Origin of the sequence: Haloferax sp. Atlit-10N (assembly GCF_003586325.1) — an archaeon.
Classification (GTDB): domain Archaea; phylum Halobacteriota; class Halobacteria; order Halobacteriales; family Haloferacaceae; genus Haloferax; species Haloferax prahovense.
Genome location: NZ_PSYX01000001.1, coordinates 97,560 through 118,229, shown reverse-complemented (window position 1 = coordinate 118,229; position 20,670 = coordinate 97,560). Strand labels below are relative to the sequence as shown.

Genomic DNA, 20,670 nt, shown 5'->3' with positions numbered 1-20,670 from the left:
GGAAGAGACCAGTTGCGACGCGTCGCCCCGGTCGAAAACGACCGACAGACGACGAAAACGACGATTCGGCCGTTCTCCTAGGCCGGAACGACCGTAATCTGCTGTTTTCTATCGATAGCGTTCTCCAGTTCCTCGGCGATGGCGCTACCGCGCGAGACCTGAATGTCCCCGCCGCGGCCGACCGTCGCCGTGAACAGGTATTCGTCGTCCGCGCGGACCTCGACGGTCTCGCCGACGTGGCCGTCCATCCGGACGATGACGTGCCGCGAGGTGACCTCGGGCGTCACGACGACGCCCTCGCCGGTCCCGCCGCCGGAACCGGACGCACCGGACTGACCGCCGGCGTTCGCGCCCGCGCGCTGTCCCGACGACGAGGGCTTTTCGTCGTGGGTCCGCACGTCGATATCGATACCGAGGCGGTCTTCGACGTCCGAGATGCGGCCGCCGCCCTTCCCGATGACGTAGGAGATGTCGTCTTCCTCGACGTAGACGACCGCGCGGTTCTGGCCCTTCAGGTCGACGTCGACGTGGCCGCGGGCGATAGAGCGAATCTCGCGTTCGATCTCCTGTTTCGCCAGCCGGGAGACGCCGCTTTCTTTCTCTTCTCCGCCCTCGCCGAGCGGGACGGTGACGACCTGCCGGTTGAACGTGTAAATCTCGTACTTCGGCGTGCCGGTCTCGAAGTCCCGAATCTGGATGACCGGGCGGGCGAGGTCCTCCGCGAAGAGGCCCTCGGGCACCTTGACCTCGGTGCTCACGTCGTACACCGTGTGGACCTCGCCGTCCTCGATGTAGACGACGGTGTCGACGACCTGCGGAATCATGCCGAGTTCGACCCGGCCGACGAGGCGCTGGAGCGCGTCGATGGCGCGGGTGGCGTGGACGACGCCGACCATGCCGACGCCCGCGAGGCGCATGTCGGAGAACACCGAGAAGTCCTCGGTCTTTCTGACCTCGTCGTAGATGGTGTAGTCCGGGCGCACGAGCAGCAGGGAGTCGGCCGTCTTCGCCATGTCGCCGCCGAGGGCGGTGTACTGGGTGATGTCCGGGCCGACCTGCAGGTCGCGGGGCTTTTCCATCGTCTTGACCGCGTAGTCGCTGTCGTTGAGGAACTCGGCGACCGCCTGCGCGAACGTGGACTTCCCGGCACCGGGCGCCCCCGCGATGAGGACGCCGCGCTGGCGCTCGGCGAGTCGGTCGCGGAGTTCGTCGGCGAACTCGTAGTCGTCGAGTTCCGTCTTGACGATGGGCCGGACGGCGGTGATTTCGATGCCGTCGGCGAACGGCGGGCGAGCGACCGCGATGCGGTAGTCGCGGAACTGGACGATGTCCATGCCCGGCTCGGAGAGTTCGACGAAGCCGTCGGTGGCGGCGCGGGCGGAGTTGATGATGTCGTCCGCCCACTCCTTCATCGTCGCCTCGTCGGTCGGCTCGTCGGCGATGGGCTGGTAGTGCATCTCGCCGACCGCGCCGCGTTTGGCCTTCGGGCGGGTGCCGGTCTTGAGGTGGACCGACATCGTCTGGTCGTCGAAGAAGCGCTCGATGATGAGCCCGCCGGAGCCGCGGACCGCGGCCTCGACGTACTCGACCGAGACGCCCTTCGCCTTCGCCACTTCGGCCTGCACCACGTCGCTCGTCAGGAGCGTCGCCGACCGCTCGGTGGCGATGTCGCGGATGAGCGCGTCGATGTCGCCCTCGCCGGCACCCTTCGTCTCGCCGGAACTCGGGCGGCGACCGACGTACTTGAGGTCGATGACGCCGTCGTCGGCGAATTCCGCGAGACGCTGGAGTTCGGAGAGGCCCTCCCAGCCCGTGTCACGGCCGTCGTTGGCCTGCGATTCGAGTTCGCTGACGACCGCCTCGGGGACGAGTACGTCGGCACCCTCGTAGGTGCCGTCGTCGACTCGCTCGGACACGCGACCGTCGATGACCGCGCTCGTGTCCGGCACTATCTTCATGCGCGTGGGTTTGGGCGGGTGACGGATAAGGTTGTAGATAAAAGCGGTGACACCGCCGACGGGGCGGCGGGTGGGACCGCGGCTCTCGACTTCGATTCAGTCGTCGCCGGGCGCGACCGCTCGCTTCCCGCCGATGACTTCGAACGACCCGACGAGGCCGTCGAGGTCGGCCGCCCGCGACGACAGCACCTCGGTCTGGTCCGCGAGGTCACCGATGGACGTGGACTGTTCCTGTGCCGTCTCGACGACGGTCCGCGACTGACCGGAAGTCTCCTCGGAGATGTTGGCAACGTCGTCGACGCGGGCGGCGATATCCGCCGCCGACGTGGCCTGCTGGTCGGTCGCGGCGCTCACCTCGGCCACACTGGCGTCGATGTCCGTCACCATGTCCACGATGCTCTCGAACTCGCCGATGGCCTCGGTGACGGTCTCCAGGCTGTCGGCGACCTGCCGGTTCATCTCCCGCACGTCGGCGAGCGTCTCCTCGGAGTGGTCGGTGATGTCGGCGATGAGGCCGGACACCTCGTCGGCCGAGTCGCGAGTCTCCTCGGCGAGCGACTTGACCTCCTGAGCGACGACGCCGAAGCCGTCGCCGGCCTCGCCCGCGTGGGCGGCCTCGATGGCCGCGTTGATGGCGAGCAGGTCGGTCTGGGACCCCACGTGCTCGATGAACGCCGCGATTTCGTCTATCTCCTCGATACTCTCCGTGAGTTCGGCGACGGCGTCGGCGGTGCGGTCGATGCGAGCCTCCACGGTGTCCAGCTCCCGCATCGCCTCGGTCGCCGCGTCCCGGCCGACCTCGCCGCGCTCGGAGGCCGTCTCGGCGGTGGTGGCGACCTCGTCCGCGGAGGCGGCTATCTCCTCGACGGTCGCCGAGAGCGTGTTGAGTTCGTCGGAGACGGTCTGGAGGTGCTCGGTCTGCGCCCCCGCGCCGTCGGAGATTTCGGTGACCGAAGCGGCGACTTCCTCGCTGGCGGCGTCGGCCCGGCGGACGTGCTCGCGGGCGGTCGAACTCATCTCCGACACCGCCTGCGCGAACGACTGCACCTCGCCGATGGTCGACGAGAGGGTGCGGACGAGGTCGTTGTAGGTCGCCACGACCTCCTCGTATCGCTCGTCGTCGACGCCCCAGTCGTCGGTGTCGATGGTGACGGTGAGGTCTCCCGCCTGCGCCCGCGAGGTCGCCTCGGCGAACGCTTCCACGAGGTGCTGGAGGTTACGCGTGTAGTCGGCGAGGTCGCGCTGCATCCGGTCGAGCGCGTCGCCGAACTCGCCCGGTAAGTCCTCGTCGAGCGCCGGGTCGTCGAACCGCTGGTCGGCGAGCGCGCCCGCCTGCGAGGCGACGATACAGAGGTGGTCGTGCATCGCGGCGAAGTCGTCGGCAAGCCGAGCCACCTCGTCGTTCCCGGTCACGTCTGGGGGCCGGGCCGAGAGGTCGCCCGCCGCGACGCCCGCGGCCGCCGACGAGATGGACTCGATAGGCGAGACGATGTCTTTTCGCGTGATGATAATCGTGTTGACGAACGCGAGGCCGGCACCGAACAGGAAGAGCGCCGAGAGTTCGAGTCGGAGCGCGCCGGTCGCGACCCACGGGAGCGCGGCCTGTGCGAGAGAGACCGCAAACTGGATGGCAACGGCTGCGACGACCTTTCTCTCGACCGAGTCCGAGATTCCAAGCGCGTCCATGCTTCCCCAGAGCAACCGTTCGTACGTCGAGACGAGTCGCATACTCGGACGTGCAGGGAACGCACAATAAGCCGGGCCGTGAATTCTCGAATATTGATAACGGCGGGTGCCGCGTGGCGACAGTCGTCCTCGGCTGCGGCGGGCCCACGCGCGGACTGCCGGACGCCACACGCTTTTGGAGCGACCCCTCGACGGGCCCGCATGGACGAACTCCGCGACCTCACGGCGGCCCTCGTGTCGGTGCCGAGCCACGAAGACGAGACCGCCGTCGGCGACCGCATCGAATCGTGGCTCCGCGAGGAGACCGACGCCGACGTGACCAGAGACGACGCGGGGAACGTCGTCGCCCGCGTCAACCCCGGCGTCGGCGAATCGCTCGCGCTCGTCGGCCACCACGACGTGGTCCCGCCGGCCGACCGACAGACGACGGACGACGGCGACTACGTGGTCGAGACCCGCGACGGCCGACTCTACGGCCGCGGCTCGGCGGACATGAAAGGGGCCGTCGCGGCCTCGATGCTCGCCTTCCGCGACGCCACCGCCGAGGTCGATTCTGAGGTCGTCTTCGCCTCGTTCGTCGGCGAGGAAATCGGCGGGGAAGGCGTCCGCGCCGCCCTCGACGACGGCTTCGAACTCGACTACGCCGTCGTCGCCGAGGGGTCGACGAACTACACCGGTCCCGACCGGACCGACGTGGTGGTCGCCCACCGCGGCCGCCGGGCGAGCACCCTCGTCGCGTCGGGGACCGCATGCCACGCCAGCGAACCCGAGCGCGGCGAGAACGCCGTCTACCGCGCGACCGACGCCGTGGACGTTGTCCGCGGCCTCTCGGTGCCGGACGCCGAGGTCCTCGGCCACCCCGTCTCGGGGAGCATCGCCGTCACCGAAATCGACGGCGGGAGCGCGTGGAACGTCATCCCGGACCGCTGTGAAGTGACCATCGACGAGCGGACCGTCCCCGGCGGCTTCGCCGACCTCGCGCGGACGGCGGAACTCGAGGGCGTCGAGTGGGTCGTCGAACAGGACCTCCCGCCGATGGCGTGCGACGACGCCGACTTCGCCGAGCGCGTCCTCGACGCCGCCCGGTCGGTTCACGAGGCCCGCAGCGACGCGGAGCCGGAGCAGACGACGAAGCCCCACGCGACCGACGCCGGATGGCTGGCGCAGGCCGGGACGACCTGCGTCGTCTACGGCCCCTCGGAGCCCGGCGAGGCGCACACGAAAAACGAGAGCGTGTCGCTCGACGTGCTGGCGCGGTGTTACGAGACGTACCGTGACCTCGTGGAAGACTGGTGAGAGCGGTCAAAACACCCCGCGACGACGCCTGAACACACCACCCGCGACGACTCCCGACAAACCACCGGGCGGGACTGAAAGGGGCCGCGAGCGAGGGCGAACCCCGGCGGCGTGAGCACTGCAGGCCGGAGGCCGAGGAGCGCGCGTCGCCGCGGGAGTCGTCGCTCGCGGGGGCTTTCGCGGTGGTATCGACCGCGGCTGTTACGGCGGCGGGGGCGATTCCGGTATCCTCGGGGACGGAGCGACAAGCGACAACCGCGTATCAAAAGCCCACCACGGATAACCGGCTCCTGCGATTTAATACGCCTCCGAGACCACCATTCGTACTATGGCGCAATCCTCCGCAGAGTCCGACTCGGAGTCGGCGTACGACCAACTTCTCCAGAAGTACAAGCGAATCGCCAACGTCGAGAACGCCGGCGGCATCCTCTCGTGGGACCAGCAGGTCATGATGCCCGACGAGGGGACGCCCGCGCGCTCCCAGCAGATGTCGGCGCTGTCGGCGCTGAGCCACGAACTCCTGACCGACGACGAGTTCGGAGAACTCCTCGACTCGGCCGAGGCCGACGACCCGACCGACGAGCAGGCCGACGTGCTGCGCGAACTCCGCCGCGACTACGAGCGGGCGGCCCGCGTGCCGAACGACCTCGTCGAGAAGATTTCCGCGGCGTCCTCGGAGGCCATCCCGGCGTGGAAGCAGGCGAAGGCCGAAGACGACTTCGAGACGTTCGCGCCGCATCTGGAGAAGCACGTCGAACTGAAGCGGCAGTACGCCGAGCACATCGACCCCGACCGCGACCCCTACGAGGTGCTGTTCGAGGACTACGAGCCGTGTCTGCCCCTCGAACAGGCCGAGGAGATTCTCGCCGAGGTGCGCGAGGTGCTCGTCCCGATGATAGAGGACATCCGCGAGTCCGACGTCGACCTCGCGGTGGACGCCTTCGAGGGCGAGTTCCCCGAGGAAGACCAGGAGACGCTCGTCCGCGACGCGCTCTCGACGCTCGGCTACCCGTGGGAGCGCGGCCGCCTCGACACCGCCCCGCACCCGTTCTCGTCGGGGACGCAGTTCGACGCCCGCGTGACGACCCGCTACGACGAGTCCGACGTGCTCGGGTCGCTGTTCTCGACCGTCCACGAGTTCGGCCACGCGCTGTACACGCTCGGCCTGCCGGACGAACACTACGCGACGCCGCTCGGTGAGAACCGCAACCTCTCAGTCCACGAGTCGCAGTCGCGGCTCTGGGAGAACCACGTCGGGCGCTCGCGGGCCTTCTGGCGGCACTTCCTGCCCACGCTCGAAGACCGGTTCCCGGAGGTCGACGCGACGGTCGAAGAGGCCTACGAGGCCGCCAATCAGGTGTACGACGACAACCTCATCCGCGTCGAGGCGGACGAACTGACCTACCACCTGCACATCGTCATCCGGTTCGAACTCGAACGCGAACTCATCGCCGGCGACCTCGCCGTCGAGGACGTGCCGGAGGCGTGGAACGACAAGTACGAGGAGTACCTCGGCATCCGCCCGGACACCGATTCCGAGGGCTGTCTGCAGGACATCCACTGGGCGTACGGGAACTTCGGCTACTTCCCGACCTACTCGCTCGGCTCCATCATGGCCGCCCAACTGTTTTCGGCCGCCGAGGAGGACATCGACGACCTCGACGGGAAACTGGCCGACGGCGAGTTCGGCGACCTCCGCGAGTGGCTCCGCGAGAACGTCCACCAGCACGGCCGCCGCTACGAGACCAACGACCTCGTGAAGCGGGCCACCGGCGAGGACTTCGCCGCCGACGACTTCCTCGGCTACGTCGAGTCGAAGTACGGGTCGCTGTACGACCTGTAGGCGAGACAGACAGTCCGCCGCAGTCCCCCGATTTTCGACGCTTCGGAGTCGTCGCAGGAACTAAATAGGGGTATGCCATATCATACCACGTATGGCCTCAGCACCCAGTGACGACTTGTTCGACCAGTTCTTGACCGACCGCGGTCACGAGACAGAACCGGTACGCTGGGACCGATCCTATAACAAGCTGCAGTGTCCCGACTGCGGGGCCCTGCACGACATGGGCGCGGCGACCTGCTCCGTCTGCGGGTGGGTGCCGGAGGCCTGACGCGTCCGAACTGACCAAGCCACAAGCACCTGTTCTCGACGGTTTCTCACCCGTTCGGTGAGCCGTCCGCGAACGCCCGGCGAGTTACACTACTCCGGGCGCGTTCGCCCTCGTCCGAAGCACGTCGCTTATCACCGATAAGGCCGTGAACGTGCACAATGAGCGAATCCGACGTGACCGTCACCCGGCTGTTCGGCGGCCCGGGAAGCGGGAAGACCACGGCCTTGCTCGACAAGGTCGAGGAGATTCTCGAACAAGACGGCGTCACCATCCGCGACATTCTCGTTGTCTCTTACACCCGAGCCGCGGCGGCCGAGGTCCGCGACCGGCTCGCGGAGCGTCTCGACATCAACCCGCGGTCGCTGAAGGGGAACGTCTCGACGATGCACGCGAAGGCGTACGAACTCTTGAGCCTCTCGCGGAACGACGTGGTCGGCGAGAACGACAAACAGGAGTTCTGCGAGGAGTACGGCGTCGAGTTCGAAGACGAGTACGGCGGCGCGGGCCGTCGGACCGCCCGCTCGACCACCATCGGGAACAAGGTCATCGCCACGAGCCAGTGGCTCCAGCGCACCCGCCGCGACGTCTCCGACTGGTACGACGTGCCGTTCCAGTGGAACGTCGAAGAGGTCCGCCTCCCGCCTGAGGTCGACCCGAACGCGCAGGAAGGAAACAAGTACACGCCGACGTGGCCCTCCGACGACGACCGCATCGACATCCCCGAGGCCATCCGCGCGTGGCGCGCCTACAAGGGCGAAAACGGGCTGGTCGGATTCGCTGACATGCTCGAACGCGTCAAGCAGCGCGCGCTCGTCCCCAACGTCGACTACCTCGTCATCGACGAGTTCCAGGACATCACGACCCTCCAGTACGACGTGTACGAGGAGTGGAAGCCCCACATGCGGGGCGTCCTCATCGCCGGCGACGACGACCAGGTCGTCTACGCGTGGCAGGGTGCGGACCCGAACCTGCTTCTCGACGCCGAACGCGACAACGACGAGATTCTCCCGAACTCCTACCGCCTCCCGTCGAACGTCCTCAACGTCGTCAACCGGGAGATTCGCCACATCGACAAGCGACAGGAAAAAGACCTCAAGCCCCGCAAGGAAGGCGGCGCGGTCGAGGCCGTCGAGAGCCCGTCGATGCTCGAACTCGCCCGGAACGTCCGCTACACCGTCGAGAAAGACGAGGGCACCGTGATGGTGCTGTTCCGCGCGCGCTACCAGATGTTCCAGTTCATCGACGAGTTCCTGCCGTCGGGCATCCCCTTCTCGACGCTGACCGACCAGCGCATGTGGACCGACCGACTCACGCAGTACGTCCGCGCGGTCGAGGCGCTGGAGGCCGAAGAGCCCGTCGACGGGCTGGAGGCCCGCCGGCTCGCCGACATGCTTCAGGACTCCGCGTTCGGCACCAACGACCGCGACGACCTCTTCGACGCCATCGACGACAGACAGGAGGAAGCCGGCGTCGACGACATCACGAACATCGAGTTCACGCCGAAGGAGATCAAGAACTTCGCGCCGTTCGCCCCCGACAGCGCGTCCGCAAGCGACATGGTGCGCAAGGTGACGAGCTTCCAGCGCAAGTCCGTCAACGCGTACTTCGGCGGCGACTACGAGGGGATGGACCCCAGCCGCGTCCGCGTCGGCACCATCCACTCCGCGAAGGGTCGCGAGGCCGACCACGTGTTCATGGCGACCGACCTGACCGAGAAGGTCGTCGAGCAGATGGCCGCCTCCGTCTCCGACGAGGAGCTCGAAGCCCGCGGTATCGAGGAGTTCACCGCGACGACGAGCCCCGTCCCGCTCATCACCGACAACGAGCGCCGCGTCTTCTACGTCGGGATGTCCCGCGCCCGAGAGCGCCTCATCGTCCTCGAAAACCTCGTCACCGGCGCGCCGACGCTCCCCATCAGCGTCCTCCTCCACAACGAGATTCGCGAGGACCCCGCACAGGAGCTCGTCGACGACGCGCAGGAACCGCCCGCGCCCGAACCCGAGGCGTAACGTCCCGTGCGAGGGAGACCTCGCGGCGGCGACGCCATCGACGCTGCCGTCGACGAGCGAGACACCGTCGGCTTCGTCGCCGTCTGCCGCGGCCCCGACCCGACGAGTCGCTACCTTACGGGTCGGGCCTTCGACTGCGACCTCGTGTTCGTCCGCGTCGACGGCGAGACGCATCTCCGAGTCCCCTCGACCGTCGAACCGCCGTCGCTCCCGGTCGCCTCGGTCCGCGTCGACGACAGGCCCCCAGGGAGGGCCGCCGCGGCCGTCCTCGCGGAACACGCCGCTTCCGAAGGGACCGTCCTCGCACCCCGGACGATTCCGCACGACGCCGCGCTCCACCTCGAAGCGGCGGGCTACGACCTCGCGTCGACCGCGGCGGTCGGAGACGCCCGTGCGGTGAAAGACGACGCCGAGCGCGACGCCATCGAGGCCGCCCAGCGCGCGGCGACCCGCGGCGTCGGTCGCGCGGCCGCGATACTGTCGGCGGCGACGGTCGAAGCGGCCGACGACCGCGACGGCGGCTCCGTGGGCAACGACCGCGGCGACGATGGCGAAGCCGTCCTCTCTTGGGACGATGCGCCGCTGTCGAGCGAGCGACTCCGCCGACAGGTGAACGCGACGCTCGCGGCCGAGGGCGTCGATTACACGGGCGCGACGACGGTCCGGGCGGGAACCCGAGGCGGCGGGAACGAACCGGTGGAACTCCGACCGGGCGAGCCGATAGTCGTCTCGGTCGGCCCGCGCGGCCCGACGGGCTACCGCGGCGCGCTGGCCCGAACGTTCGTCGTCGACCCCGACGGCGGGTGGGAGCGCCGGGCGCACGTCGCCTGCGACGCCGCCAGAAAGGTCAGTCTGGTCGAGGCCGACCCCGGTGACGACGCCGGCTTCCTCGGGAGCGAACTCCGCGCGGAGACCGCCGCGTTCGGCTTCTCGATGGCCGACGAGGTGACGAGAGACGTGGGCGGCGGCATCGGACTCGCGGCCCGCGAGGACCCGCCGCTCGACGGCGACAGAGAACTCGTCGCCGGCAACGTCCTGCGGGTCCGGTCCGCGGTCACGCACCCAGACCACGGGCGAGTCGAACTGACGGACGTGCTGGTCGTCGGCGAAGACGGGCCGCGACTGCTCGGCGACGCGCCGACCGGTCTCGACCCGAGTCGCTGGTAGCTACTCCTCTTCGTCCGGGTCTTTTGCCACGCCGCCGATGACTTTCTCGGCCGCGAGCGAGGGGATGTCCTGCGGCATGGTGAGGAACTTCGGGAGCGCGACCATCAGCACCGCGAGAAGGAGCATCGCGCCGCCGAAGACGGTCTGACCGTCGGCGAGGAGCGTGAGTCCGAAGCCGCCGACGGGGATGGCGAAGATGAGGGTCGCCGCGAGACCGACCATCTCCAAGATTCCGAGTCGCATCGCCCGAGGGTACTCCGCGGGCAACTAAAAGCGTCGCGACCGGCAGCGAACGGGGGCGTCGGGCGACGGTCGGAGCCAAACGACCCGTCGCTGCGGCCGACACTCTCGCGGGGTAGCATTAAGCCGCCTCCGAATCGACTGCCCGCATGGTCGCCATCACGTCCGGGATGCTCGTCGTCTTCGGTCTCGTCGTCGTCACGATGGCGCTTTTCGTGACGGAGGCGGCCCCGCCGGACGTGACGGCAATCGGCATCATCGTCGCGCTCGTCGTGCTCGAACCGTGGACCGGGGTCGACCTCCAGACGGGGCTGTCGGGGTTTTCGAGCGCCGCGACCATCACCATCCTCTCGATGTACGCCCTCAGCGAGGGGATTCGACAGACCGGCGCGATTCGCGTCCTCGGCGACGCGGTCGCCTCCTTTACGAACGGGAGCGAGGGCCGACTGCTCGCCGCGGTCGTCGGGCTCACGGGTCCCATCGCGGGCGTCGTCAACAACACGCCGGTCGTGGCCGTGTTCGTCCCGATGGTTTCGGACCTCGCCGACCAGGCGAACATCTCGCCGTCGAAGCTCCTCATCCCGCTTTCCTACGCCTCGATGCTCGGCGGCACGCTCACGCTCGTCGGGACGGCGACGAACCTCGTCGCCAGCGAGGCCTACGCCGAGGCGACCGGGTTGCCGCCGTTTTCGATGTTCACGTTCACCCCCCTCGGCGCGGTGGTGTTCGTCGTCGGCGCGGGCTACCTGCTGACGGTCGCGCCGCGGCTCCTGCCCGAGCGAATCGAGCCCGGGAACCGAACCGGCAACTACGGCGTCGAGCCGTTTCTCGCCCGCGTGCTCGTCCCCGCGCGGTCGCCGCTCGTCGGCATCCCGGCGGGCGAGGTTTCCGACGACACCTACCGCGACCTCAACGTCGACATCCTCGACGTGCTCCGCGGCGGCGAGCACTTCATCGCCGCCGACTCCGACCGCGAGGTCGAGTCGCGGGACATCCTGACCATCCGGGGCGACCCGGCGACGATTCGGCGCTTCTGCGACCTCGCGGACCTGCGGTTCCTCCCGCGTGCGTCGGTCACCGACGCCGAACTCGACCGCCCCGACCGCGTGGCGCTCGTCGAACTCGTCGTCCCCCGCGAGTCCGGACTCGTCGGCGAGACCATCGGCGGGGCGCAGCTCCGCGAGCGGTACGACGCGACCGTGCTCGCGGTCCGGCGGCGCGGCGGCGACCTCATCCGCGAGCACTTCCGAGACGTGGACCTCCAGGTCGGCGACTCGCTGCTCCTCCAGACGACGAACGAGACGGCGCGGTACCTCCGGGACAGCGGCGACTTCGTCGTGACGAGCGAGGTCGCCGACGAACTCATCGAGGACAACGGCGAACCGTCACCCACGGCGCTCCGCGCGTTCGCCGTCGTCGCGGCGGTCATCGGACTGGCCGCGATCGGCGTCGTCCCCATCGCCATCGCCGCGCTCGGCGGGGTCGCCGCGATGGTCTCGCTCGGCTGTCTGTCGGCGAGCGACGCCTACGACGCGGTGAGCTGGAACGTCATCTTCCTGCTCGCGGGCGTCATCCCGCTCGGTCGGGCGCTCCAACTGACCGGCGGCGTCACGCTGCTCTCGGAGTACGTTGGCGTCGCGGCGACCTACCTCCCCGTCATCGTCGTGCTCGCCGCGTTCTACCTGCTCACGGGCCTGTTGGCGAACGTCATCACGCCGGTCGCGAGCGTCGTCCTCCTGTTGCCGGTCGCCGTCGACACCGCGTTCGGCCTCGGCGCCGACCCCTTCGGCTTCGCCATCGCGGTCACCTTCGGCGGAAGCACGGCGTTCATGACGCCCATCGGCTACCAGACGAACCTGATGGTGTACGGCCCCGGCGGCTACCGCTTTACCGACTACCTCCGCGTCGGCGCGCCGCTCCAACTGTTACTCACGGTCGTCACGACTGCCGGAATCGTCCTCATCTGGGGACTGTGAGGCCGCCGCGGCGACTCACTCGGCTCGCTTTTGCGTCTCGCCCGCGTTCCGTCGCTGCTCCGACTCCGACCGGACGCCGTCGCGGACGCCGTCACCGTTCGACGGGTCGTAGCCCGCGGGACCCGACGGGAGCGTCTCGGGGTCGTCGACGCTCAGGCCCGTGGTGACGAGCAGTCGGAGACCCCGGCGGACCGGCATGTCGAGTTCGCGAATCTCGTCGGGCGAGACCATGATGAGCGCCCCGGCGGTCGGGTTCGGGCTGTGCGGGACGAACACGGTAAAGAGTTCGTCGTCGGACACCGCCGAGACCGACGGGGGAGCCTCGTTGGTGACGAAGCCGATGGAGAACAGCCCCTCGCGCGGGTACTCGACCAACACCACGCGGTCGTAGCCGGCGGTCGGTTCCGTGAGCGATTCGGAGACCTGCCGGACGCCGAAGTAGATGGTGCGGACGAGCGGGAGGAGCCGAACACCGCGCTCGAAGCTCCCGAAGAGCCGCTGTCCGAGACTCATCGACGCGAGGTAGCCGAGAAGTGAGACGGCCACCGCGATGATGAGCGCCGACAGCACCTGCGAGATGAAGACGATGTCGCCGGAGTAGTTGAGCGCCTCGGCGAGGAATGGCGACACCTGACGGACGACCGGACGGAGCGCGGCAGTGATTCGATTGAACGCGAACTGGAGGACGAACACGGTCACGGCCAGCGGGGTGACGAGAATGAGACCGGTGACGAAACTGCTCCGCAGTCGGGCCAGAACGTCCATACCGACTCTCCGGACGACGAGCGTAAAATTGTATGGGCGAGAGTGTCACAGAAACGTGATAGAGAACGAAAACGATAGGCATTAAGTTCACCCGTCCGAAGCCGCGGGTATGTTCACGGGAATCGTGGAGGGGCCGGGCGAAATCGTCGACGTGGCCGACACCGACGGCGGTCGCCGCCTCCGCATCCGCACCGATCTCGCGTTCGACGACCTCCACCACGGCCAGTCAATCGCGGTCTCGGGCGTCTGTCTGACCGTCGAGGCGTTCGGCGACGACTGGTTCGAGGTGTTCCTCGCGGCGGAGACCGTCGAGAAGACCTACCTCGGCGACGTGGGCGAGGGCGACCGCGTCAATCTCGAACGCGCCCTCGCGGCCGACGACCGCTTCGACGGCCACATCGTCCAGGGCCACGTCGACGGCACGACGACGGTCACGAACGTCGAGCGCGTCGGCGACGACTGGTTCTTCGAGTTCGACCTCCCAGAGCCGCTGGCAAGCTACGTCGTCCAGAAGGGCTCGGTGTGTCTCGACGGCATCAGCCTCACCGTGGCCGACCGCCGCGAGGACTCCTTCGCCGTGGCCATCATCCCGACGACCTACGACCTGACGACGCTCTCCGAAAAGGAGGTCGGCGACCCGATTCACGTCGAGGTCGATGTGGTGGCGAAGTACGTCGAGTCGATGCTCGACGGCTACGCCGAGCGGTTGGTCGCCGAGTAGGGCGGCCGGTTCTTTCGTTTCGTACGTTCCCGCGCCGTCGCCGACTCAGTCCTCGAACTCGGTCTGCTCCGACGCGAACGACGCCGCGCTCGGCCCGGGCGCGTGAGCGCTGTGGTAGGCCTGACTGTAGCTGCGGAGCTTCCCGATGAGGTAGAGCCCGAAGATGCCGTCGTAGATGATGACGTAGACGAGGAAGGCCGCGAGACCGCCGATGCCGGTTATCCCCGCGATGACGGACGAGCCGAGGCCGACCGTCGAGTTGTACGTCGCGTGGACGAGCGCCGCGAGGATGAGGCCCTTGATGACGATGGGCCCGGCGTGTTCCTTGTTGAACTTGGCGAGACCGAGGTAGTAGCCGGCGATGGCCGAGTAGATGACGTGACCCGGACCGGCGAGCGCTCGGACCGCGGTAATCGTCCCGCCGGCGGCGATGATACCGACGCCGCCGGACCCGACATCGAGTCCCGACGAGGTGAGGTTCCGAGTGATGTACAGGGCGTTTTCGATGGTTGCGAAGCCGAGACCGGCCATCGCGCCGTAGACCGCGCCGTCGATGACGGCGTTGAAACTGTCGTGGGAGTAGGCGTACAACCTGACCGCGAGGAGCTTGACGGTCTCTTCGACCGGACCGACCACGAGGAAGTAGAACACGATACTGCCGAGGAAGCCGATAGACAGCTGGAACTCGGCCGCGATAGTCTGACCGACGTTGCTCAGAAGCGAGTTGAGAATCGCGGCGAATGTGGCCGTGAGGACGCCGAGGAGGAACGTCACCACGAGCATCGATAGCGGCTCGTTTTGGGTCACGTCGGAGTAGTAGACGTAGCCCGCGAGCGCGAGCGCCGGAAGTGCCGAAAGCAGGGTGAGCGCGCCGACCTGCGGGTCCGTGAGCGCCGAGAGACCGCCGATACCGACGAGGATGAGCAGCGCGGCGAGGACGACCACCGCACGGGTCGACGCGACCAGCACCCGGTAGAGCGCGACCGCGAGCCCGTCAACCGAGGTTCGTTCCTCCCACGTGGCGATGTCGTAGAGGTCGTCCGAGCCGTCGGACGCCTGCTCGACTGGGTCCTGCTGGTCCATCACGTGGGATAAAGGGTATCGCATCTGGTAATAGCTTCGGCCACGGCATCCCGCGACCGACCGGCCGAACGGTCAATAGTCGGGTGACCGGCGACCGAGTAACCGATGACCGACTGGCCGACGACCGTTCGTCCGGCCCAGCGACCGACTGCCGACCGTACGACGTTAATGCCTCCGCTCCGAAGGGCGGGTATGCACTTCGACCCCCGCGAACAGGCGGCGCTCCGCGAGGTCGGCCTCGACACCGACGATCTCCGGGCCGCGTCGGACCTCGTGAGCGACGCAGTCGAATCGGACGCAGACGCCATCGCCGCGTTCTTCGGCGACGGCGGCACGGTCTACTCGGACATGGAGATGGCCCACAGCGCGAGTGACGTGCAGGAACACGCCGTCGACCACGTCGACCTCTACACCCACGGTGCAGACCTCCGCGGCTACCTCAAGTTCGACTCGTGGGGCGTCCCCATCGAGGGCGGCCGCGTGCTCACCGAGGAGAAAATCGAACTGACGCTCGGCCCGACGGTCGACGCTCGCGTCACCTTCGCCCGCGACGCCGACGAGCTATGAGAGTCCGCGTCCGCGGCATCTACGCCACCGCGCTCACGGGCATCTTCCTCGACGACGGTCACGACGTGGTGCAGGCGTCCGGCCCGATTCGGGAGCGCTTCGACGCCGAGTTCGACTCGTCGGACCACGACGTGTCGGTCGAGACGACGCGGAACCGACAGGGCGTCGGCGCGAGCGGCGCGACCGAGGCGGTCGCGACGGCCACAGAGCGACTTACCGAGCTCGGCATCGACACCTTCGCGTGGGACGACCCCGCGCCGACCGGCGCGGTGTTCGACGCCCGCGTGACCGACACCCTCGGCGGCGGCGCGGTCTGCGACCTCGGCGAGACCGAGGGCTACCTGTCGTACGGCGACATCGACGGCCGCGTGGACGTCGGCGACGAGGTTCGCGTGCAGGTCGCCGAGTCGGCCCCGCCGTGGGCCTCCCGCCGCGCCGAACTGACCGGCGACATCCGCGCCGTCGCGGGGCTGGCGACGCTCGACCCCGATTCGGAGGGCGTCCGCGTCGACACCCGCGACGAGGCCGCCGCCCGCGAACTGGCGGGAATGACGGACCTGCTCGGCGGTGACCCGCCCGAGGGCTGGGGAATCCGCTGGCACCGCGACGCCGTCGACGCCGACATGAGCGCCCTGAACGACGCGCTCGACCGGGCCGCCGAGGTGGCCGCGGAACTCGACGACGCGCTCTCCGAACCCGTCGACGCCCCGCGGGCGGTCGCGGCTCCCACCGCGACGACGTGGGTCTGGTTCGGCCGCGAGACCCGGTTCGAACTCGACGCCCAGCGCCGGGCCGTCGAGGCGACGATGCCCGGCCACCACCGGACGAAGGCCGCCTCGCCGAAGGCCTCCGCCGGCGTCGACCTCGCGGAGTCGCTCTGCGAGTCGGTCGGCGACGGCGAGTTCCCCTTCGACGTGGTGACCGCGCAGTTCGGCCCGCTGGAAGGCGACGACGTGGAAATCGGCCACGGGAAGCCGGACGGTCGGCTCATCACGCTCGGCTCCGGCGAGGTGACGGACCGCGACGCCGAGGGAACGGTGGAGCTCCGGCGCGGCATGACCGGCGGCGGTACCTACGACGCCCTCAGCGTCGACCGCGAGTCCGGGGACGTGGCGGTCACGAAGTTCCGCGAGGGGCGCTGGTGGTACCCGACGGTGTATCGCGACGCCGACGGCGGTGTCAAGGGGACCTACGTCAACATCTGCACGCCCGTCGAGTGCTTCCCCGACCAGATTCGGTACGTCGACCTCCACGTGGACGTGGTGAAACACGCCGACGGGACGGTCGAGCGGGTCGACGACGACGAACTCGACGAGGCCGTCGAGGCCGGCCACATCTCCGAGGAACTGGCCGAGAAGGCGCGGTCGGTGGCGTCGAGTCTGGAGTCGGCGCTGTCGGGGTAGGCGTCGCAACTCCGGAAGACGGTCAGTCGTCGTTGCCGAGGAGGACTCAGACGTCGTGGTGGCGGGAGTCGTCGAAAATACGTACTGAGAACCGCGGAACAGGGTGCGAGTGTTGGAGGGAACCGTACGGCTACGACCGGAGGGAGTAGCCGCCTTTTTTGGTCCAGATTTTTTGGCGGGGTTCGAGGCAACGAAGTTGCCGAGGACCCCGTGAAAAAAGGTGGGTTAGAAGTGACCCGGCCCCTCGTCGCCGTACTGCAGTTCGCCGCCGCGGCCGCCCTCGACGGTGCTGCTGCCGTGGTCGCCGGAACTGGGGACCTTGACCTGCACGTCGGTAATCTCGTCGAACGTCATGATGAGGTCCGACTGGATGTTCTGGGCGGTGATGTTCGAGATGCCGCACCCGGCGCACGCGCCCCCGAGTTCGACGACGACTTCCCCCGATTCCGCATCGGCCTTGCGCACGACGCTGTTGCCGCCGTGCATCTGGATGATGGGCATCTGGCCGACCATCCACGTCTCGACGCGCTCTTTGAGGCTCTCCGACTCGTCGCTCATACCCCGACGCTTCGAGCCCCACGGATTAGAATGAAACGGTTCTCCCAACGCGCCGGCCGGCGAGAGAAAGGCTGTCTCGGTCGTTCGTGATAGATTCGGCGGGGGAACCACGGAAGCCAGTGAATCGGCGCATCGGGCGTTGGAGCCGGTCGCCCGCGGTCGCGCCGCCCTCAGTCGCGCCGCCGGTGACGACGGGCCAGCCAGCCGGCGACGCCGAGGGCCGCCGCGCCGACACCGAGTCCGAACCCCGGCGCGTCGGTCGTCGATGTCGATTCCGACGACTCGCCTCCGGCTTCGGGCGCAGTCGTCTCGGTCGGCGTCGGCGTCGGCGTGTTGACGAGCGATTCGGTGGTCGTCTCGGGACCGAGCGTCGGCGGGTCGCGCTGGTCGCCGGCGTGGTCGGGGAACGTGTAGAGCGCGGGCGACGCGTCGCCGACGCCCCAACTCGACGCGACGAACACGCCCTCGTCGGCGAAGGGGTAGGCGTACCGCGCGGTCCAGAAGCTCGCGCGCTCGGGGTCGCGCCACCACGCGAGTTCGACGGGGTCGGTCGGGTCCGACACGTCGTGGCGTTTGACGCCGCCGCGGTACCACGAGGTGTAGAGCCGGTCGTCGCGGAAGTCGAAGTTGTGCGCCGTGGTCCAGACGCCGCCGACCGTCGGGTCCGGACTGGCCGGCGGCTCGATAGTCGAGAGCCGTTCCGGGGTCGCGGGGTCCGACACGTCCCAGAGTTCGACGCCGCTCGGCCCGCCGACGAGGTCGGTCGTCCCGTCGTCGCGTTCGACTTCGACGGCCCACGACTCGATGCCGACGCCGAGGAGGTCGCCGGAGTCGTCGGTGGCGACGTAGTGGTGGTTGCCGGGCGGCGTCCGCCCCTCGCGGCGGCGGTCGCGGGCACCCAACCCCGACAGCTCCTCGGGGTCGCCGGGCGAGACCGACCCGAGGACCGACGGCGACGCGGGGTCCGAGAGGTCGACGAGCCACGTCCCGGCGTCCCAGAGGGCGACGTGCGCGACGCCCTCGCGGACCCACACGTCGTGGACGGACCGGACCGAGGCGGGTACGTCGGCCCAGCGGTCGTCCGCGGAGACGACCGACCAGCGGCCGAGTTCGTCGCCGGTGTCGGTGTCGAGAACGACCAGCGGGTTCCGGTCGCCGTCGTTGGCGGTGAGGTACGCCCGCCCGTCGGCGGCGAAGCAGTTGTGAATGGGGAACTCCGTCTCGTGGAACGCGATTTCCTCGGGGGTCGCGGGGTCGGACACGTCGACGACGAGGACGCCCGCCGGCGCGCCCGGAATCGGGTTGGCCGGGCCGACGACGAGGAGCGTGTCCCCGTCGAGCTTCACGTCGTAGATGCCGCGGAAGGGACCGTCCTCGCGGTCGGAAAGCGGGTCGCGGCGCTCGGCGAGGAGTTCGGGGTGGTCGGGCGCGGCGATGTCGACGACAGCGTAGCCGCTGGTCGCGGCGACGAAGACGGTCTGGCCGTCGGCGGAGACCACGGCCTCTTTCGCGCCGTCGATATCGATGCGACCCAGCGGCTCGAAGGGACCGGGATGGGCGGTGATGGGGCGGGAACCGGCGACGGAGACGGTCGTGGCGGCGACCGCGCTCACGCCGATGGAGCGGAGGAACTGGCGGCGGTCCACGGTGAGTCTGAGAGTGCCGAGGAGAAAAATCGGACGGAGGTCCTTGGGTAGCGGGAAGGCCTGGGGACCGGGGGAAAGCGGGGACCGCTCAGTCTGCACTGGGTTGCGTGAGAACTGAAGCGACGCCGATGGGGATGGGTGGGTGGGTGGGTGGGTGTGGATACCCCCTCGGCGTCGGTCGGTCGACGATGGTGGTGGGGGTTGTCGACCAGTCCCGTTCTAGGCTTCCGGTGGAACGCCCGTGCACCGTTCGGTTCGACGAGAACGGGAACGCGCCGACCGGCGCGCCGAGCGACTCGGCGTCGTCGGGTGCACACCATCGCGTTTCTCGACCGGGGTTATAACATTGCGCCACCGAGTATCAATCGAGATAACTCGGGGTGGGAAACTAAGCACCGCGTTACAGTCGAGACCTGTCACCGGTGCCACCTGCGCCGAAACCCGCGAATCCTCGCGGCCTCACAGCCGCGAGCGGTCGCCAGTTCCGCCGGTCATCGCGCTCGCCAACGCCCCCTCGACCACGACCTCGTCGCCGAGCGTCGTCAGCTGAATCTCGGGGATGTTCGACATGACCATCTCGCTCATCTGCTCGCGGATGGGCTCTAACACGAGGTCCGGATTGTTGAGCGCGACCGCGCCGCCGACGTAGATGATGAGCGGCGCGTACGCGTGGACGATGTTGGCGACGCCCATCGCGTTCCAGTGGCCCAGTTGGTTGATGATGTGGTCGGCGAACTCGTCCTCGCCGGCGTGTTCGAACACGTCGACCGCGGAGAAATCGGGGTCCGACACGGGAAGTTCGGTGTCGACCGGGTCCTCCTCGTGGAGTTCGCGGGCGTACTTCGGGATGTTGTTCCCCGAGCAGTAGCCCTCCCAGTGACCGTTGTGTCCGCACCCGCACGTCATGAAGCCGTTCGGGTCGAGCGTCAGGTGACCGACCTCGCCGGCGTTTCCGTCCCACCCGGCGAGGACGTGCCCATCGACGCAGACGCCCGCGCCGATACCCGAGGAGATAGTGAGATACACCATGTCGTCGGGGTTGCGGTCGGAGTGGAACCGCTCGCCGATGACCCCGGCGTTCGTGTCGTTGTGCAGGTACACCTCGTCCGTCTCCAAGAGCACCGAGAGGGGACCGGTCAGCGGGATGCGGTCGATGGTGTCCGGTAGGTTCGCCGGGTTCTCGACCGCGCCCTCGGCCAGGTCGAGCGGGCCGATAGCACCGATGCCGGCCGCGACCGCGTCGCTCGGGTCGATACCCGCCTCGGCACACGCCTCGCGGACGACGCCGAGGACCGCCTCGGTGATCGCGATTCCGGTCGGGCCGCGCGGAGTGTTGTCACGGGCCTCTCCGAGGATAGTTCCATCGTCGTCGCCCACCACGGAACGGACGTTCGTCGCCCCCAGGTCGACGCCCACGTAGTACGCCATCGTTCCCATAGCGATGCGCCCTCCACTTAACTAAGCGGGATTCTCGGTAGATTTAC

17 protein-coding genes are annotated in these 20,670 nt (G+C 68.5%); 9 read left to right on the top strand and 8 right to left on the bottom strand.

The features are described 5' to 3' along the window. Window positions 1–77: 77 nt before the first annotated feature. Both C5B91_RS00575 and C5B91_RS00570 read right to left on the bottom strand, forming a co-directional pair. Entirely contained in the window at window positions 78–1,958 is a 1,881-nt protein-coding gene (locus C5B91_RS00575; RefSeq protein WP_008091591.1) for a PINc/VapC family ATPase, read from the bottom strand. A gap of 96 nt (window positions 1,959–2,054) precedes the next feature. Further along, a complete protein-coding gene (locus C5B91_RS00570; protein WP_115818952.1) occupies window positions 2,055–3,686 on the bottom strand; it encodes a methyl-accepting chemotaxis protein in 1,632 nt (543 codons plus the stop codon). Between the two features lie 159 nt (window positions 3,687–3,845). On the opposite strand from C5B91_RS00570, the gene C5B91_RS00565 reads away from it, so the two are divergent. The 5 genes from C5B91_RS00565 (at window position 3,846) to C5B91_RS00550 (ending at window position 10,227) form a co-directional block, all read left to right on the top strand. Beyond that, window positions 3,846–4,940, top strand: a complete 1,095-nt coding sequence (locus C5B91_RS00565; protein WP_115818951.1) for a M20 family metallopeptidase — start codon at window positions 3,846–3,848, stop codon at window positions 4,938–4,940. A gap of 328 nt (window positions 4,941–5,268) precedes the next feature. Next, the gene (locus C5B91_RS00560) at window positions 5,269–6,783 is read left to right on the top strand and encodes a carboxypeptidase M32 (RefSeq protein ID WP_115818950.1); all 1,515 of its coding nucleotides are present in this window, start codon (window positions 5,269–5,271) and stop codon (window positions 6,781–6,783) included. Between the two features lie 91 nt (window positions 6,784–6,874). Further along, entirely contained in the window at window positions 6,875–7,051 is a 177-nt protein-coding gene (locus C5B91_RS23015) for an HVO_0416 family zinc finger protein (RefSeq protein WP_004973500.1), read from the top strand. A 158-nt stretch (window positions 7,052–7,209) separates the two neighbouring features. Beyond that, window positions 7,210–9,060: a UvrD-helicase domain-containing protein gene (locus C5B91_RS00555; protein WP_008091581.1), complete on the top strand. Its 1,851-nt coding sequence runs from the start codon at window positions 7,210–7,212 to the stop codon at window positions 9,058–9,060. Between the two features lie 6 nt (window positions 9,061–9,066). Beyond that, a complete protein-coding gene (locus C5B91_RS00550; protein ID WP_115818949.1) occupies window positions 9,067–10,227 on the top strand; it encodes a Xaa-Pro peptidase family protein in 1,161 nt (386 codons plus the stop codon). Here the strand turns inward: C5B91_RS00550 and C5B91_RS00545 are convergent, their stop codons facing one another. Continuing rightward, complete coding sequence (locus tag C5B91_RS00545) at window positions 10,228–10,470, bottom strand: hypothetical protein (RefSeq protein WP_008091577.1); 243 nt, start codon at window positions 10,468–10,470, stop codon at window positions 10,228–10,230. A 146-nt stretch (window positions 10,471–10,616) separates the two neighbouring features. On the opposite strand from C5B91_RS00545, the gene C5B91_RS00540 reads away from it, so the two are divergent. Next, complete coding sequence (locus tag C5B91_RS00540; RefSeq protein WP_115818948.1) at window positions 10,617–12,443, top strand: SLC13 family permease; 1,827 nt, start codon at window positions 10,617–10,619, stop codon at window positions 12,441–12,443. 15 nt (window positions 12,444–12,458) lie between these two features. Here C5B91_RS00540 and C5B91_RS00535 read toward each other — a convergent pair whose 3' ends face one another. Further along, a complete protein-coding gene (locus C5B91_RS00535; protein ID WP_008091573.1) occupies window positions 12,459–13,208 on the bottom strand; it encodes a DUF502 domain-containing protein in 750 nt (249 codons plus the stop codon). 109 nt (window positions 13,209–13,317) lie between these two features. Between C5B91_RS00535 and C5B91_RS00530 the strand changes: the two genes are divergently transcribed. Then, on the top strand, window positions 13,318–13,929 hold the full coding sequence (locus C5B91_RS00530; RefSeq protein WP_008091570.1) for a riboflavin synthase: 612 nt from the start codon (window positions 13,318–13,320) through the stop codon (window positions 13,927–13,929). Window positions 13,930–13,974: 45 nt separating this feature from the next. Here the strand turns inward: C5B91_RS00530 and C5B91_RS00525 are convergent, their stop codons facing one another. After that, on the bottom strand, window positions 13,975–15,012 hold the full coding sequence (locus C5B91_RS00525) for a PrsW family intramembrane metalloprotease (RefSeq protein WP_008091568.1): 1,038 nt from the start codon (window positions 15,010–15,012) through the stop codon (window positions 13,975–13,977). A 192-nt stretch (window positions 15,013–15,204) separates the two neighbouring features. Here C5B91_RS00525 and C5B91_RS00520 point away from each other — a divergent pair, with 192 nt between their 5' ends. Both C5B91_RS00520 and C5B91_RS00515 read left to right on the top strand, forming a co-directional pair. After that, window positions 15,205–15,579 (top strand): hypothetical protein, encoded by a 375-nt coding sequence (locus C5B91_RS00520; protein WP_008091567.1) that lies wholly within the window; start codon window positions 15,205–15,207, stop codon window positions 15,577–15,579. After that, window positions 15,576–16,982: a DUF402 domain-containing protein gene (locus tag C5B91_RS00515; RefSeq protein ID WP_115818947.1), complete on the top strand. Its 1,407-nt coding sequence runs from the start codon at window positions 15,576–15,578 to the stop codon at window positions 16,980–16,982. The genes C5B91_RS00520 and C5B91_RS00515 overlap by 4 nt, the downstream gene beginning before the upstream one ends. Before the next feature lie 225 nt (window positions 16,983–17,207). On the opposite strand, the gene C5B91_RS00510 is transcribed toward C5B91_RS00515, so the two are convergent. The 3 genes from C5B91_RS00510 to C5B91_RS00500 all read right to left on the bottom strand — a co-directional run bounded on the left by C5B91_RS00510 (window position 17,208) and on the right by C5B91_RS00500 (window position 20,614). Further along, the gene (locus C5B91_RS00510; RefSeq protein WP_004058105.1) at window positions 17,208–17,540 is read right to left on the bottom strand and encodes a NifU family protein; all 333 of its coding nucleotides are present in this window, start codon (window positions 17,538–17,540) and stop codon (window positions 17,208–17,210) included. 170 nt (window positions 17,541–17,710) lie between these two features. Continuing rightward, a complete protein-coding gene (locus C5B91_RS00505; protein ID WP_008091558.1) occupies window positions 17,711–19,186 on the bottom strand; it encodes an LVIVD repeat-containing protein in 1,476 nt (491 codons plus the stop codon). A 459-nt stretch (window positions 19,187–19,645) separates the two neighbouring features. Continuing rightward, window positions 19,646–20,614 (bottom strand): ROK family protein, encoded by a 969-nt coding sequence (locus C5B91_RS00500; protein WP_008091555.1) that lies wholly within the window; start codon window positions 20,612–20,614, stop codon window positions 19,646–19,648. Window positions 20,615–20,670: the final 56 nt, after the last annotated feature.